This is a genomic window from Capnocytophaga sp. HP1101 (genome assembly GCF_054772415.1).
In genome coordinates, this window is record NZ_BPUU01000003.1 from 456322 (window position 1) to 473204 (window position 16883).

Sequence of the window (16883 nt, forward strand, 5' to 3'; positions counted from 1 at the left end):
GGCTGTTTTTATATCTATTGGCGTACGAGATTGTACTTGTACTTATACTTGTAGGCTAAACCATATTTTAATTGTAATTCTATTAGCTTTTCTGGATAATCAGGAGCAGTTGTATCTAATTGTGAAAATTCTTTTAGATATGCTTCTGCTTTTTCATTTTCTAAATTATCTAAGTTAGTATCTGTTACTAAATAGAAAAAATCAGTATTTTCAGCTAATAATTTGTTATTTTCAATAGAATAAGTAGCTAAAGGCAACTTATTTTCTTCATTAACTATTTTGTCGCCTAAAGTTGAGTATGCAATATCCTGAAAAGAATATTTACCTTCCTTGTTAGTTATGTTTAGCCTTTTTTCATTAAAAACTACTCTAACTGCATAGGTTTGATAGTTACTTTCAGGACTACCTAATAAAGCTCCATACGATTTTTTAAAAAGTTCTGATACTTTACTTTGTTGTGCAGGTTTTTCTGCAATAACTTCTACTGTACCTACCCAAGTTCCTAGCAGCTTATTGTTATCTCCATTATTAGTATTAGTAGGAGTGTCGTCAGACTTAGAGCAGGCAGTCATTCCTATTGCCATAAAGGTGAGTAAAAATATTTTCTTTACCATTGTTGTTAAGTATTAAAATGTTAATGTTAAGTTACTAATTTGATTGTGCAAAGGTACGTATTTTATTAGTAAATTCAAAAAACATTCTTTTAGATTACACAATTAACGGCGAGATAGAGAAAAATTGAAACAATTCTTATAAATTAAATACATTTATGAAGTGTTTTAGAAATGGGTTTTTATATCTTTTTTGAATAAGATATAAATTATATTTTATTGAATTACAGAGTTTTGTATTTTTATAACAAAATATATTTCAATTTTATTTGAGAATATATTTGTAATTTAAAAATAAATGTATAATTTTGTGGCGTTTAAAATATTACTATACTTTTGATATGCTATAAGTATGAAAAAAGCCTTATTTCTTATCTGCTTTTGGGTAGTAAATTGGTCTTTTGCTCAATTGTCTGATACTACTCCTTCAGTAATGCTCAAGTCCTACGTTCAAAAAGATAGAATACTGCTCCGTTGGGCGGTAAATACTCCTATTGAATGGCAGAAAGCAAATCAAAAAGGCTTTGTTCTTCACAAAATACTCCTCAAAAAAGATGGTAATCTCCTCGAAAACCCTGAAAAACAAACTATAGCCACTCTAAAACCTGATAAACAAGAAGATTGGATAGACTTCATTCAAAAAGATAATTATGGTGCTATCATTGCTCAGGCACTATATGGTGAATCTTTTTCTGTAGAACAAGATAGTAAAAATGGTATATCTAAAATTGTAAATATAGCAGAGGAACTAAACCAGCGTCATACTTTTGCTCTTTTTGCAGCAGATATGTCATTTGTAGCAGCTCAGAAAGCAGGTTGGGGATTTATAGATACCGATGTAAAAGCGGGAGGAACCTATATTTATCAGGTAGAAGTTCTCGGAATGCCCGAAATAGAGTCGTCTGCGGTGATGGTAGGGCTTTCTGATGTTGAAACACTTCCTAAAATTCACGATTTCACAGCTATTCCCGATGATAAAAAGGTGCTCTTCTCGTGGGGGATTACCTATTTGAAAGATATATATACTTCTTATATTATAGAACGTTCTGAAAATGGCACTGACTTTCAGCCCATTTCTTCAACACCTATTGTAGATATGAATGGAACAAGTAAAAAACAAATGTTCTATGCGACTACTTTAGAAACGAATGATACGCCTTACTTCTTTCGCATCTATGGTATCAATGCCTTTGGCGAAAAAGGTAGTCCTTCAGCCCCTATAAAAGTACAAGGGATTTCTGCTACTACAGCTGTCCCTCGTATATCCGATTATAATTTCATTAACGACGGGGTAGAACTTATTTGGGAATACCCTAAAGAAGCTGAAAAAGCTACTGAAAAATTTGAACTTTGGCACAATACCAAAGAAGATGCGAACTATCAAAAAGTAGTGGACAATATCAAAAAAGAAGACAGAAAACTGATTTATAAGAAACTTTCAGCGTCTAACTACTTCAAAATAGCCTCAGTCGATAAACAACAAAAACGACATTTCTCACATAGTACTTTAGTGCAACCATCCGATTCTATTCCTCCTGCCCGACCTATAGGGCTACAAGGAAAAATTGATAGTTTAGGTGTAGTTACTCTTTCGTGGAAAGCTAATACTGAAGCAGATTTAGCTGGCTATAGAGTACTGAGAGCCAACACTGATAAAGAAGAATTTGTAGATATCTTTAATCATATCATCACTGAAAATACAGCCCGTGATACAGTGAGTTTCTCTCTTTCTAATAAAAAGGTGTTTTACAAAATTTTAGCAGAAGATTTGCGTTACAATCGCTCTCCTTTTTCTGAAGTAATAGTAGTTGAGAAACCTGATAAAAACCCGCCTACTGCTCCTATTTTTAATAATTTCACTACCGAAAACGGAAAGATAACACTGTATTGGATAAGCAGTTCAAGTGATGATGTAGAGAGCTATACACTAAGTAGAAGAGAAAAAGGAACAGAAAAATGGCAACCACTACAAGTATTTCACAAAGAAATCAATACATTTATTGATGAAACTACTGAAAGTGGCAAAACGTATGAGTATCTCATTCAAGCAAAGGACAAAGCAGGGTTATGGTCAAGTGCAGACAATGCAACCATAACCATAAAAGCACCTATAAGAGCTGATAAAGTAATTAAAAGTGTAGATTTTGTAGCTGATAGAAATGCGCGTTCTATCTCTTTGTTTTGGAAATATCAAAAAAATGCTAAAGTAATTGAGATTCAGATTTACAAAAATGTAAAAGGTACACCACCCTCGCTCTGGAAAGTACTCCCCCTCAAGCAACAACACATCACCGATAAAGAAATACATATCAATACGATATATGAATATTACTTTTTACCTTCATTAGCTAATGGAAAACCCACACAAGGTGAAAAAGTAGAAGTTAATTATTAGTTTTTTAAACACTTACACTATGAAAAGAGTATTTTTTTTAATCGCCTTAGTAGCAACCGTATTTGCAAGCAACGCTTGTGGAAAAAAAGACGACTCTAAACCTCAAACCCCACCTCAAGAACAACCTAAAGAGAAAGAGAACTCCCTCGAACAAAAGTTGATAGGGAAGTGGAAATCTTCATTAGAAATAGATGTTGATGCACAAGGGAATAAACTTGTAGAGAAGAAAAGTGAATGCCTTTCTTTGGAATTTTTTGCCAAAGGAAAAGGAAATTGGCTACTTGATCCGAGTTCTGATTGTCAGGATGGGAATGACTGGACAAAAAAGAGTATGAATTGGAAAGTAGAGGGGAATTACCTTATTATGTCTAATGTAGAAGGACACGAAGAGTCAAAACTTTTTAAATTAGAAATCGCTTCTGTAAATGATGATTATTTTGAATATTATACAAATCTTTCTGACGAAGAGAAGCCTTTTCATAATCCAAAAACTGATAAAATACTAAATCGTTATGTAAAAGTGAAATAAAGTATAACATTTACTTCTAAAAACACACTGAATGTATTATTCTTATATGAAAAAAATATTTACCATATTCCTCTTTTTTACTTTGTACTCTGTTTATCCTCAGTTATATATAAATGGAGAAGCGCATTATAATATGTCTGTTAAAGGGAAAGTTGGTTTTACAAGAAGCCCTTGTGGAAATAATATAACAGGGGGATTACAGCATATTGTTGGTATTTATGAAAAAGGTTATCCTACTCCTTTTGTATTTGCTCAAGGTAATTCTCCTTATCCTAATATAGGGCATGGTTTAAAAGGTGTTCCTTTTGGAGAAGAAGTTACATTCAAAGAATCTAATAAAATTTTAAAAATAGATATCATAACAACATCTAGAGGAGAAACTTTTTTGGGATTTTGTAAGGAAGAGGATAATGAAAATAAGAGTGTAAAGATTGAAAAATATTGCTTTTGGGGAGTTTATGATTTTTATAAATTAGGGTTAAATCAACCTGGGTGGTTTAATTTGTATATTTATCCAGTGGTAAATCTTTCTTTTCGGGATTCTCGCTCAGATATACTTGGTGATGATGATTATCTTATTATTCCTGAAATTGATGGAATAAATAAAGACTTTTATCAATGGCAGTATGATATTGGTGAAGGATGGAAGAATTTTGATACTAAATATCAAAAGAAAAATTCTTTAAAAATAAAAGGAAAAGATTTTATACCAAGTAATAAGATAAATCAGAATGTAGCAATAAGAGTTGATATGGGGTGTAAACTTTCAAATGAAATTCAATTTACATATCGAAAATCTCTCCCCCATATTATCAATCAATCTATTAGTAAAACGTCTTGTTATGATAGTGAAGATGGTAAAATTACACTCTTTTTTGATCGTGATTTAGAAGAATATGAAAATATGTCTTTTAGTATTACGGATATAGACAATCACCCCATTCCTAATAATTACAAAAACATCACTCAGTTACAAAATAATAAATCATATACTATTGAAAACTTACCTGCAGGGAATTATAAGCTGAAACTAATAGGAAAATATAAAGGAAATCCATCATATTCTCCTCATAGTGATCAATTTTATTACTTTACAATTCAGAAAAGCAATCCTGTTAATTTTAGTTTTTCACAAACAGATGTATACTGCAAAGGAGGAGAAGACGGTAGTATCGTTTTATCTGCTTTTGGAGGAACAGAAAATGGTTTTGAATATGAACTTAATAATAACAATCAATGGATTGCATTCCCTAATAATGATCACTCTACCATAATAAAGAATCTAAAGAAAGGTACTTATGTTGTAAATGTTCGTGATAGGAATAAATGTGTTGCTAAAATACAACGTTATGCAGGAGGAAAAATTGTTTTAGGTGATATCAAAAACACGCATATCACTATTTCTGAACCTGAAAAACCTCTTACAATAACTTATACTGAAAAAATAAACCCCAAGTTCAATGGAGCAAGTAATGGTAAAATTGTAGTAAAAATAGAAGGAGGAACTCTCTATTACGATAATTCTTATGACTTTGAAATACTAAAGGATGGTACTCAACCAATAATGCATTTGGCTACAACTGAGTTTGTAAATAATGCTTTTTATATTATTTTAGAAAATATACCTAAAGGTATTTATAACTTTACAATTTATGATAAAAATTATTCATTAGCTACTAATAAAGAAGGTTGCTCTATAGAAAACTCATATATAGAACTTACAGAGCCTCAACCCCTCAAAGCTTCTATAGAACTTTCAAACCCCATCTCCTGCAACTCCCAAAATGAATTTGGCGACGAAAAGGATAAAAACCCTTATGACGGTCAGCGCGATGAAAGTCAGGATGGTGAACTGAAAATTGAGGCTTCAGGAGGAACTCCTTTTACAGGTACTCAAAATGGTGGTAAGCCTTACATTTACACTTGGAAAAAACAAGACAATAATGGCAATTGGGTAACACTCCCTATTGAGGCTGATACTGCCAAAAATCTTTCTGCTGGCAAATACGCTATTAATATACAAGATGCCAATGGTATTGTATTGGGTGAGTACAACACCCATACAGTAACCAAAGTGGTAGATGTAGTCTATGAGCTTAAAGAACCTGCCAAATTAACCCTTTCCCTCCAAAAAACAGATGCTACTTGCAAGGGTAACGATGGTAAAATTACCGCTACCCCTACTGGGGGCACGCCTCCTTATACTTATCTGTGGTCTAATGGAGCTACTACCGCTTCCATCGAAAACTTGCTACCTATGCCTTATACAGTTGAAATCAAAGATGGAGCAGGATGTATGGTACAAGGAAGTACGGCTGTTCTGCAACCCAATAGCCTTACGGTTACGGGTACTATCACCCCACTTCGTTGCCATAATGCTAATAATGCCGCTATAGCGCTTGCAGTGCAGGGAGGTACGGCACCTTATCAATACTTGTGGAATACAGGAGCTACAACAGCAAATATAAACAACCTCCCCTCAGGAGAGTATAAGGTAAAAATAACTGATGCTCAAGGCTGTGCTCATTTCAAAACCTTTACCATTGAAAACCCTCCTAAATTTGAGATTGACTTAGGAGAGAATCGCACGCTTTGCAACGGACAAACACTTACCTTAAATATAGCTATTAATGATCCACAAGCTACTTACTTGTGGACTGGTGATAATGGTTTTTCTTCTAATACACCTCAGGTAACTTTATCCGAAAAAGGTACATATACTACTACAGTAACTACTAAAGATGGTTGTACAGCAACAGATGCTATTACCATTGAAAGTGCAAATACTCAAATAGCTTCTGAGTTCTTACTCACTACCCAAGCCTATGAGAATGAAGAGGTAATATTAGTAAACACCAGTAGTCCTAAAGGAGAAACTACTGAGTGGTTAGTACCCGAAAATGAAGCTATTGAAATCACCAATAAAAATGATGACTATATCTCTCTCATCTTCAAAGCAAAAGGTGAATACCGTATAGGTATCAAGCAAACACAAGGTAATTGTTTTGAGTCGTTCTACAAGAATATCATTGTAGAACCCGCTACCGATTTGCCTAAAACTCAAAAAACCAATGAGGCTTTTGTAAGAGAATTTGAAGTAGCACCTAACCCTAACGATGGCAAGTTCAAAGCAAAAGTAGTTTTAGAAAAAGCAGGGGCTATCAAATTCCGTTTATATAGTATCACAGGGCAATTAGTGAGCGAGAAAAACTCAGCTTCAGCTACTGAACACTGGGTTGATTTTCAAGACCCACTACCAGCTGCTACCTATATATTGGTTTTAGAAACTCCTTACCAACGATTAAGTAAAAAAATCATTATCATTCCTTAAGTACGATGCGCCTATTCTCTTACATATTCCTCTTTCTGCTCACAACGTGGCAGCTCATAGCACAAACCTACCCTGTGCAGGTAGTGCCTGTGCTCACACCTCCGTATAGTAGTAAGATTGCCGACTATGCCAACCCTATGGCTAATAAGGTACAACTGCAACTCATCACTACCGACTTAAGTGTACAGAACCGCCCCGTACAATTATATGTAGAGATTAAAGGCAATGGACTTACAGTAGCCTCAGTCCCTGTACTTTCAGGCGTTTCACCCTTGCGTATCAGTGGAGGCGAAATTCTTCGCCTCACCAATGCCGAGCTGGCAAGCTACTTCCAGTTGCGCAACCTGCAAGGTATCACCTCACAACAATACGCCTCTGCCTTGCCCGATGGGATGTACTCGTTCTGCTTTAGGGTAAAAGATGTGCTCAGTGGTCGTTGGCTCTCCCAAAGTCATTGCGCCATTGCCTATCTAATGCTCAATGACCCCCCAATTCTGAATATTCCCTCTGATAATGAGCAAGTAGCTGTAACCGATTTTCAAAACATTATTTTCAGTTGGACACCTCGCCAAATCAACGCGACCAATGTAACCTATTCCTTTGAATTACGTGAGATTTTAGACCCTACCCTCGACCCTCGTTTTGCTTTTGAAGTAAGTCGACGCATACTCAAAGAAGACGATTTGCGAATGACCACCTTCGTCTATGATGTGAGCAAACCCAACCTCATCCCTGGCAGACGCTATGCTTGGCGCGTAAGAGCTATCTCCACAGGTGGACTGGCAGAAAATAGTGTCTTTAAAAACAATGGTTATAGCGAGGTACACACGTTTGTCTACGCCGTAAACTGTAGCAAACCGCTCTTTTTGCTAAGCGAACAGCAGGGTAAAAGTCGTACCAAACTACTCTGGCAAGGGCACACACTGCATCAAAAATACCATATCCAATACCGTAAGAAAAACGTAGAAGGCGCACAGTGGTTCGAGACCTTTACCCGAAATACCCAAACCCTCATCGCCAACTTGGAGGCGGGTGAGTACGAGTTTCGTGTAGGAGCTTCTTGCGAGGGCGAACGCTATGGTATTACTCCCAGCTATGTGTATTCAGATATACAGACTTTCAAAATAGAGAAAACACCCAACACCACTGAGCAAGGGTATAACTGCGGAATTGTACCCAAAATAACGATTACAAACCAAAAGCCTCTCAATAGTTTAATAACCAATGAAGTGTTTACCGCAGGTGATTTTGCGGTTACCCTTTTGGAGGTGAGTGGTAGCAATGGTGTATTTTCAGGTAAAGGCTTTATAAAAGTGCCTTACTTGAACGATACTAAGCTGGCAGTAGAATTTGAAAACGTCAAAATCAACAGTGATTACCAGCTCACAGACGGAGTAGTGAAAACTACTTATGATGCCGATTGGAAAAATGTACAGTTCATAGAAAACCTCACAGGTCAAGGTAAAAAATCCTATGAGATAAACGTACCTTTTGAGATTGAAAAGGTAGAAACTCGCAATGGTGAAATAGTAGTTACAGGTAAAGACGGTCGCAAGGAAGTATTCCCTTTTGGAGGTAATGATTCCACTGTTAAGGGAAAAGTTACCACTACTACCAATGGAGAAACTACCACTGAAGAAAAAATATATTACATAGATAAAGACGGTAAAGTATCTGAACCTCAAACAGTAGCTCAAGGAGGCAAACCTACCAAAGAAAATACCAATGGTGTTACCCAAAACGGTGAGGCTACAGCCCTTACCGCCAAAGGTATTGAGGTAACTTTTGAGAATACAGTCGACTCTAAATACGCTTATGAAGTCCCTGCCAAAGCCTATAATAAGGACTACCAAAAGTTTGACGGCAAGTACATTCCATTTAAAGCGGTGGTAAAAGGTGAAACAGAACCTTTCTTAGCCAAAGTACAGATTACCGATAAGAATATTAGCGCTGATAGCCTTATCTTCAAAACCGATAAAGGCGCACTCATCAAATCCAAACGAGTAGAAGGTTCTAACGACTTTTTGCTTACCCTCAAAGGTTTCCATAGCTTTGCAGTAGAGCAAGTACAAGCTACTATCAAACAGGGCAAGAAATACCAAATCGCAGGAGTGTTTAACTTGGTACACCTCTCACCTAAAACTGCCAAGGTAATCCTTGTACCCACTTCCGAAAACACTTCTATGGATATAGATAGAGTAAAATCTATTTATAGCAAGATAGGAGTAACTTTAGATATCACTTGGGCAGTACCTTTTGACATTACCCCTTATTTGAGTGATGGTGTATTGGAAACCAAAGATGTATTTGGCGACCTTACCGATTACAGTCCGTCGCAACAGGCACTTATCAATGCCTATAAAGCCACAGGAAAGGTAGCAAACGATACCTATTACGTGTTTATTACCAATGCCAAGAGCAGTACCGGACAAGGAGGCTATATGGCACTCGGTGGACAGTTTGGTTTTGTATTCGACCAAACCGAAAGAACCCTCGCCCACGAATTGGGGCACGGAATATTTAAACTAGCACACCCATTCAAGAAAAAACAACAAGGTAATGTCCCCTCCCTAATGGACTACACCTCCGATGAAGCCCTCCTCTTTGCTGATTGGAAGCAAATCAACGACCCTGCATTTAAAATAGGTATTTTTCAAAAACAAAGCGAGGGAGAGTTTGCAGGTAAAATATGGCTTACCCCTGATTGGCGACCTTTTAAATATGATAGATCCCATATCACAGCTATTGATAGAGAGGAACTATCAGAAATACCACAAGGAGCTTTGCCCGCAATTTTAGGAGAAGATAAAAAAGCCTACTACGCCGAGTTCTCTAATAAAGAATTTGTAGGTTATAAAAATTTAGATGGACTCTTTTTAAAACTTGATTATCAAACATCAATAAATGATGAAACAGAAATTTATCTATATAGAACAGGTAATTTTTGTGGTAGTGATACTTACTATAAAACCACTTGGAGATATATTAAAGATAAAAAGGGAACTGTTAGTTTTACAGTAACTCCTATTACTTTTGTAAATACAGTAACCTGTACCAATGCTAACCCGACAGTCAATCCTTGTGACAATTTTAGAGTAATTAAAACCTCTGACCTTGCTGAAATAGAACAATATCGTAAAGATTTAAAAGAGTATTTAGCAAATGCTATTAAAAAAATAGCAACTTCACGAAAAAAAGAAGTTGTTGCCGTTGGGCAATACAACCATATTGTAAATAACTTTGTAACTAATGTACCTGAAAAACAACTTTATGAGTTAGAGGAAAAATTACATCTATTATCGTATTATACAAAAATAGATGTAGTACTTACATTTTTACCATTAAGAAAAAATTCCTATATACCAGAGCATATACTTTCCGATTTAGCACAAAAAGCAATAGAGGGTGTTTCTGGCAATAAGTCTGATCGTAAGTTAGTATATTTAGTGGTAGCTTCCTCTGAATATGAGTCTATTTTCAAAGAAGGTACTATTAAAAAACTAAATTGCTATACAATAAGTTTTGCCCAGACAGATAATAGCATTATCCGAAGCAAATATAAAGGGAATTCCATTTTTGAAAAACTTCTTACCCTATATCAAGATATTCCTAAGCCTTTGATAATGAATAAATATTATCAATATGCTGATGGAAGTGTAAGAAATTATACCTATAAGTCAAAAGAAAACTTACGAGGTTATCCTTTTATTAAAAATTTAACTTTCTATCAGTCAAAAGAGTTTAGAAGAAATAAATATTGTGTTTATACAAGTGATTATCCTGAACTTTATCAGAATTGTGAAAATAAAAACAGAAAAGCTCTTATAAAAAGTCTAAAAGCTGAATACGCACAAGATGGATTGAAAAATAAAGCACTTTGGGAAGAAGTAGACATTCATCAGTTAGGCAGGTTTAGAGAGGTGTATATGGATTATGGAATAGACAAAACACCTAATTATCCTCTCTACCTATGGCAAAACTCAGTTGATACTTGGCAGTTTAAGAATAAAGTAAAAATAGCCTTAGAAAAAGGAACGCTCCCTCCTGAAGTCTTTTATGATTTTGAAAAACTAAAGGTTTTAGACGATGCCGTTTATGGCACTTTAGATATCATAAGCCTTATTCCAGGGGCTGATATTTTCACCGACCCTCTATGTGCCGCCTATGCCTCTGCGCGTAACGATGCTACTAATTTAACAATTTACTCAGCTGGAGCTATCTTGCCTCTTGCCAGTGGTGCCTATATAAGAGGAGGAGCAAAAGCTCTCAATGAGGAAATTATGGTTGTCGTAGCTAAAAAAGCTGACAACGACGAGGTTGAGTTAGTTTACAAAAACATAAATGATATAGCCCCTAACGAGCTTTATATTGCTACAACTATTGACAACAAACAAACCCAAGCCTTTTTAGATGAAACTAAAAAACAGTTAGACCTTTATTCTATAAACACTCAGTTAGATAACTTAGGAAAAACTGGAAAACAAATAGAACAACTTTTATCAAAAGAAGGTAAGTTTATTGATAATGCCTTAGAACAAGATTATCAAAAATACCTTGCAAGAAAATCTAAAGAATCTAAATCAGCAAGAGACCGTCTAAGCTGGAAAAAAGAACGAGACTATTGGTTAAACGATTCACCTATGGCAAGAGGAAATGAATTTAATAAAAAGGCTTGGAAAGAAGAATGGTATCCTGCTTGGGAAGTTCAATTAGATAATGGAAAATTTATCGATGGATACAATCCATACACAAAAGAAATTATATCCCGAAAAGCAACTGATTTAGCAGATATTCAAGAAGATACATTCGTAAAATACCTAAATGAATTAAGAAATAAATATGCTCCCCCTAAAAAGATAACAACTAAAAAAGAGGGAGAAATATACGATCTTATTAGAAATAAAGAACTTCCTATGGATTCTAAATTGATTTTAGAAATACCTGAAAGCAATAAAAAATTTGATAAGATTGAAGAATATATTAAAATAGCAAAAGAAAAAGGAATAGAAATAAGATTTAGACCTGAATAAAATGAAAAAAGAAGATTTACTACAACCTGAAATAGAGAAAATCCTTTTTGAAATGGATTTTATTGATAAATATAGAAACATCTGGGAAAAATATGATAAAGAAGATGAAAATTATAAGATATCATCTAAAGATATAATAACTACATTTCAAGATTTAAATTATTCGGTAAAAAAAAAGAATAAGGAGCAATATTTTTCAGACTTTTTCCTAAAAGATAATTTCAGTTATAGGATAGGAATTTCTATCAAGTACAACATCATTCATTTTGATATCAGTATCAGAAATGATAAATATAATATCAAGGGGGGGGGGGGGTATGGTCTTTTAGTTCAATTAATGACTAACTGGGGAATGCCTATAAGTAGTCCTAAATTTTATGACCTAAATTCGTTTAAAAACCTAATTGGAGAGCTGATTTCTCTTTTTGAGGAAATTCAAAAAAATATAAGTACTTCTTTTAATAAAGTCAATACCAAAATGAATTAAAAGGAAAAGTTTTAGAGGGTAAACACTATTTGGAAATTCCAGAAAGTAATAAATCCTTTAATCAAATTGAAGATTACAAGAAGATAGCTAAAAAATACAATATAGAAATTATATTTTTAAAAGAATAATTTATGAGTATAGACATTAGATTAAAAAAAGTATTGCAAAAAATCAATTTTGGAAAAAGATATTTAGAAATATGTAATAAATATTCTGATTTTCAAAATAGTATAAATAGTAAATCAATTTCAGATATTGATTTATTATTAAATCAAATGGAAATAAAATTTAAATATTCCAAAAAAGAATGTTTTTTTAAAATAGAAGACAAGAGTAATTTAATAACAATTGGGTTTAATATAATTCCTTATACTGGAGCTTTACAATTTGTGTGGAGTGCTAAACTAAATAAACAAATGCTTGAACTAAGTTGGGGAGTTTGGGAAAGTATTTTAGAGGAAATGTTGAACAAAAGTTTTGAGATAAGACCAAGACCTTATTACTCAAATTATCAAGAATTAGAAGAAATTCTAACTGAAGCCTTTGCTATTTACGAAGATTTCAAAACTGAAGTCTTAAAAGTAGATTGGGAACAATAAGATTTAGACCTGAATAAAATGACCTATAAAGAATATGAAATCTATAAAAAAATATCTTTCGTTGAAAGATATGAAAAATTGAGTAAAAACTTTCATTCTAAAAATGAATTTAACTATTTGAATGAAAAAGTTTTAGAAATAGCAAAGGAAATTGGGTATAAGATTTCTTTTGTCAAGAAAAATAACTTTTTTAAATTTCAAGTAAAAATAGGAACTTACAAAATCTATTTCAATTTTAGCCTAAAATATAGTATAATTGAATTAATTATAGGCATTACAGATTTGAAAAAAGACGTTTTTATAACAGGAGGTACATTTGGAAATTTATATGAAGACATTAAATATTTTGAAACAAAAAAAGAATCTAAAATATTTATGCCTTCTTTTGAAAATTATCAAGAATTAGAAGAAATTCTAACTGAAGCCTTTGCTATTTACGAAGATTTCAAAACGGAAGTCTTAAAAGTAGATTGGGAAAAAGAATCTGATCTTTAAAAACTCCTATGAAAAACAGTATCATCATCACATTAGTCTTATGTTTCTTTCTTAGTTTTGCTACAAAAGCGGAAGAGAATTTCTTTTTATGGAAAAAATTAGCCCCTGAAAATGCTGAAAAACTAAAAGCTATTGGAGGTGAACAAGGACTAATAAATTTCTTGAAGAAATATAAAGATGCTCCTTGTGGCAATTGTGGAGAAGCAGGAAGGAAAATTTTTGGAGGTCGCACCATAGATGAGATGCTCGAAAACTATATAGAAGTAGCCCATACTTTTAGAAACCGTCCTGATTTATGGAAAAAAATAGAAGAAGGCGCTTTAAGTAGCAATGCCGCTATGCGTGAAGGTACTCAGCATATGTTATCAGCTTTTAATAAAAATCCTAAAAAGTACACCCCTGAAAACATTGAAAACTTCGATATGAAGTTTGAAAATACCTTAGACGGCATTTGTCCTAACTGCCGTTATGATGTAAAGTTTAGCAGAAAATATGATGAAGATTTGCCTTTATATGAAGAGTTTAAGAGCTATAGTAGTGAAACTTGGAATAAAATAGCAAATGACAAAGATTTTATCAAACAATTTGAAAGCTACTTACAAGTAAGAGACCTTCATAAAATAGAAGATTTATCTTATGTAATTAACACTAAAAAAGCGAATGTAGATGAAGTAAAGCAAGCTTTTAAAGAATTGTTTAAGAATAAAAGAAGTGAGTTCTTTGAAATTATTAAAAAGAATAAAAATCTTAGTGAAAGCTTAGATATAGATAATATATCAGACTTAACAAATGAAAAGATTAGTGATATTGTTGAACATATTGTAAAGGCGCAGTGATATGAAAGAAGTACAATGTATTAGTAATGTAGATAACTTTCTTATAGTAGATAAGAAACTATATTTTAGCAATGGGAAAGAAGTTATAGGTGAAAATGGACATTCTATTCTGATTTCTCCTTTATCTTTGCAGTTCTTAAATTATAAAGAACCTTATTTTTACATTCCTGATATCTATGGGAATACCTATTTGATAATGGAAAATGAGGTGAGATTCTTAAAAGATATTTTTATTAAAGATGTTATTTCTGATTCTTTGTTATTAGTTAGTAAAGATAAAAAGACAGCTGTTTTTGATATAAAAAATAATGAATTTCACTATGTACTGAATTTTAGAATATTTAAATTCTTAGAGTGGAAAAAAAATATTTTTTAAAAAACAAAAATAACATACAAGGAATAGAAATATGCACAGGGCAATTTCTTTGGGAATTTTCTCTTTCTTTATTAGGGAAGCATAAAAACCCTTATACTGATGAGGAGAAAGACTTTGAAGTAAGACGTTTAATAGGTATATACAATAATATTCTTTGGGTTTTTCTAAATGCAAAAGGATTCATAGGCTTAGATATTGAAACAGGAAAGTTAAAATATCGTATTCCTGAGTTTCACCAAGCTATAGGAAAAACAATTACCAGTTCTTATGAAGACCGCAAAGGTTTTTTTAGAAGTGATTATCTTTTAGACAATGAAAAAGGAAAAATTTTTGGTTTAGGAGTTGATGTTTATATTGAAATAGATTTAAATCAAGAACCTCCTTTTGCTACTCAGTATGGTTTACAAGAGGAATTTGAAAAATACAATGTTAAAGGAAATGACGCCGCAGAAGATTATGTTGTTCAAGATAATTTATTGTATTTTTCCCTCTTTAATCAACTGAAATTTGGTGTTTTAGATATCAATACCAAAGAAATTGTATACATTTCAGAACCTATTACAGTAGGTGAACGAGATGATAGGGTTACTCAGCTTAAAGATTTAAAAGTTTCAGGGAATAAAGTGTATATCTTAGATAGTAATGATACTTTGCATATTTTTGAACGTGAAGAATAGTTCTTGTTTTATCATACTAATTTCATTTCTATTACTTTTACTTTTATTTAGTAAGCATAGAAAAACCCTAAAAAATATACGCCTGAAAACATTGAGCATTTAGATATGAAGTTTGAAAAAGGTTTAGATGATATCTGTGCCAACTGCCGTTATGACGTGAAGTTCAATAGAGAAAACAATAGAAGTTTACCATTATTTGAAGAGTTCAAGAGTTATAATAGTGAAACTTGGAGTAAAATAGCTAATGATAAAGGTTTTATCAAACAATTTGAAAGCTATTTACAAGTAAGAGATCTAAAGAATATTGATGATTTAGCTTATGTGATTAACAGTAATAAAGCTAATATAAATGAAGTAAAACAAGCTTTTAAAGAATTGTTTAAACGTAATAGTGATGAAATTTTAGAGATTATGAGCCCTGAATTGAAGAAAAGTTTAGGACTTATGAATAAAGATAGAGAAGAAGTATTTAAACTACTAATAAAAGACACCAATTCTCCACTTTATAACTTTATAAAATCACAATAAAATGTTTAAACTAAATTCTAAAATAGATAATGTAAGAGATTATGTTATTTATAAAGGCAAACCCTATTATATCAATACATCACGTGAAATTCAATGTGGTGAAAAAAAACAAATACTTTATAAAACGCCACTAAGCCCCCTTGTTACGTTTAATAATAAGTTCTATTGTTCTGAATGGAATAATAATTACAAAATTTTTGACGAAAATTTGGAGTTGGTAGAAGAGGGAGAAGATAAAGTTTTTTTGTATTTATCTAACGATTATTTAGAAACACAATATTCAAATGAATATCTAGAGGATATTACTGCTATTATAGATAGAAAAGAAAATCTCATAGTATTAGGTGAAATTGACAAATTTTCTATAAGTTTTTTCCAAATGGATATATATATATATATATACAAAAAGAATAAAATATACGATGATGTGATGTCTATCAGAGCTTTTTCTATTCAAAAGAAAGAACATCTATGGGAGTTTCCTGTTGCTTCACTTGGTAAAGGTAAAGATTACAGTACAGATGAAGAATTTGACTATGAAGTAGAACAAATTGTAGGAATATATAACAATATCCTTTGGGTTTATATAGAAAGAGGTGGATTTATTGGTTTAGATATTCAAACTGGGAAATTGAAACATCGTATTCTAGGGATACCCAAGGGGAATTTATTAGGCAAAGTAGATAGTTATGTAGATAGTGAAGAGTTTTACATTTTTTATCGTGCAAAATTTATTTTGGATGATAAAAAAGGAATAATTATCGGTTTAATAGCTGACAGATTTTTTGAAATAGACCTCAATAAAGAAAAAATAACTCCTATGCTATATGGTATGTGGGATAAAATGGAAAAAATGAACTTGAAAAAATATGGGGTTAATGGAAATACAAGTTTACAAGGAGATTTATTGTATTTTTATAATGACAAAGAATTACAATTTGGCATTTTAGACATCAACACCAAGGAAATTATCTATGTTTCAGAGCCTA

General features: G+C 32.7%; 13 protein-coding genes. 12 read left to right on the forward strand and 1 reads right to left on the reverse strand.

The annotated features are described in order from the left end of the window. Positions 1-14: 14 nt before the first annotated feature. Complete coding sequence (locus RCZ04_RS03235) at positions 15-614, reverse strand: hypothetical protein (RefSeq protein WP_460484521.1); 600 nt, start codon at positions 612-614, stop codon at positions 15-17. Between the two features lie 349 nt (positions 615-963). Here RCZ04_RS03235 and RCZ04_RS03240 point away from each other — a divergent pair, with 349 nt between their 5' ends. From RCZ04_RS03240 to RCZ04_RS03295, 12 genes are all read left to right on the forward strand, one after another. Continuing rightward, complete coding sequence (locus RCZ04_RS03240) at positions 964-3006, forward strand: fibronectin type III domain-containing protein (RefSeq protein WP_460484522.1); 2043 nt, start codon at positions 964-966, stop codon at positions 3004-3006. Positions 3007-3025: 19 nt separating this feature from the next. Beyond that, positions 3026-3535, forward strand: coding sequence for an LptM family lipoprotein (locus RCZ04_RS03245; protein WP_460484523.1), 510 nt, complete (start codon positions 3026-3028; stop codon positions 3533-3535). 46 nt (positions 3536-3581) lie between these two features. Beyond that, a complete protein-coding gene (locus tag RCZ04_RS03250; RefSeq protein WP_460484524.1) occupies positions 3582-6866 on the forward strand; it encodes a T9SS type A sorting domain-containing protein in 3285 nt (1094 codons plus the stop codon). Between the two features lie 5 nt (positions 6867-6871). Next, the gene (locus RCZ04_RS03255) at positions 6872-11896 is read left to right on the forward strand and encodes a hypothetical protein (protein WP_460484525.1); all 5025 of its coding nucleotides are present in this window, start codon (positions 6872-6874) and stop codon (positions 11894-11896) included. 1 nt (position 11897) lies between these two features. After that, complete coding sequence (locus RCZ04_RS03260; RefSeq protein ID WP_460484526.1) at positions 11898-12383, forward strand: hypothetical protein; 486 nt, start codon at positions 11898-11900, stop codon at positions 12381-12383. A 131-nt stretch (positions 12384-12514) separates the two neighbouring features. Continuing rightward, on the forward strand, positions 12515-12982 hold the full coding sequence (locus tag RCZ04_RS03265; RefSeq protein WP_460484527.1) for a hypothetical protein: 468 nt from the start codon (positions 12515-12517) through the stop codon (positions 12980-12982). A gap of 18 nt (positions 12983-13000) precedes the next feature. Beyond that, complete coding sequence (locus tag RCZ04_RS03270) at positions 13001-13477, forward strand: hypothetical protein (RefSeq protein ID WP_460484528.1); 477 nt, start codon at positions 13001-13003, stop codon at positions 13475-13477. 8 nt (positions 13478-13485) lie between these two features. Beyond that, entirely contained in the window at positions 13486-14313 is an 828-nt protein-coding gene (locus tag RCZ04_RS03275; RefSeq protein WP_460484529.1) for a hypothetical protein, read from the forward strand. 1 nt (position 14314) lies between these two features. Continuing rightward, positions 14315-14689 carry a hypothetical protein gene (locus RCZ04_RS03280; protein WP_460484530.1) on the forward strand — a complete coding sequence of 125 codons (375 nt, stop codon included), beginning with the start codon at positions 14315-14317 and terminating at the stop codon, positions 14687-14689. Further along, positions 14668-15366, forward strand: a complete 699-nt coding sequence (locus tag RCZ04_RS03285; RefSeq protein WP_460484531.1) for a hypothetical protein — start codon at positions 14668-14670, stop codon at positions 15364-15366. Before RCZ04_RS03280 ends, RCZ04_RS03285 begins: the two co-directional genes overlap by 22 nt. 105 nt (positions 15367-15471) lie before the next feature. Beyond that, on the forward strand, positions 15472-15894 hold the full coding sequence (locus RCZ04_RS03290) for a hypothetical protein (protein ID WP_460484532.1): 423 nt from the start codon (positions 15472-15474) through the stop codon (positions 15892-15894). Between the two features lies 1 nt (position 15895). Further along, positions 15896-16883: hypothetical protein (locus RCZ04_RS03295; protein WP_460484533.1), on the forward strand; the 988-nt coding region annotated here is incomplete at its 3' end.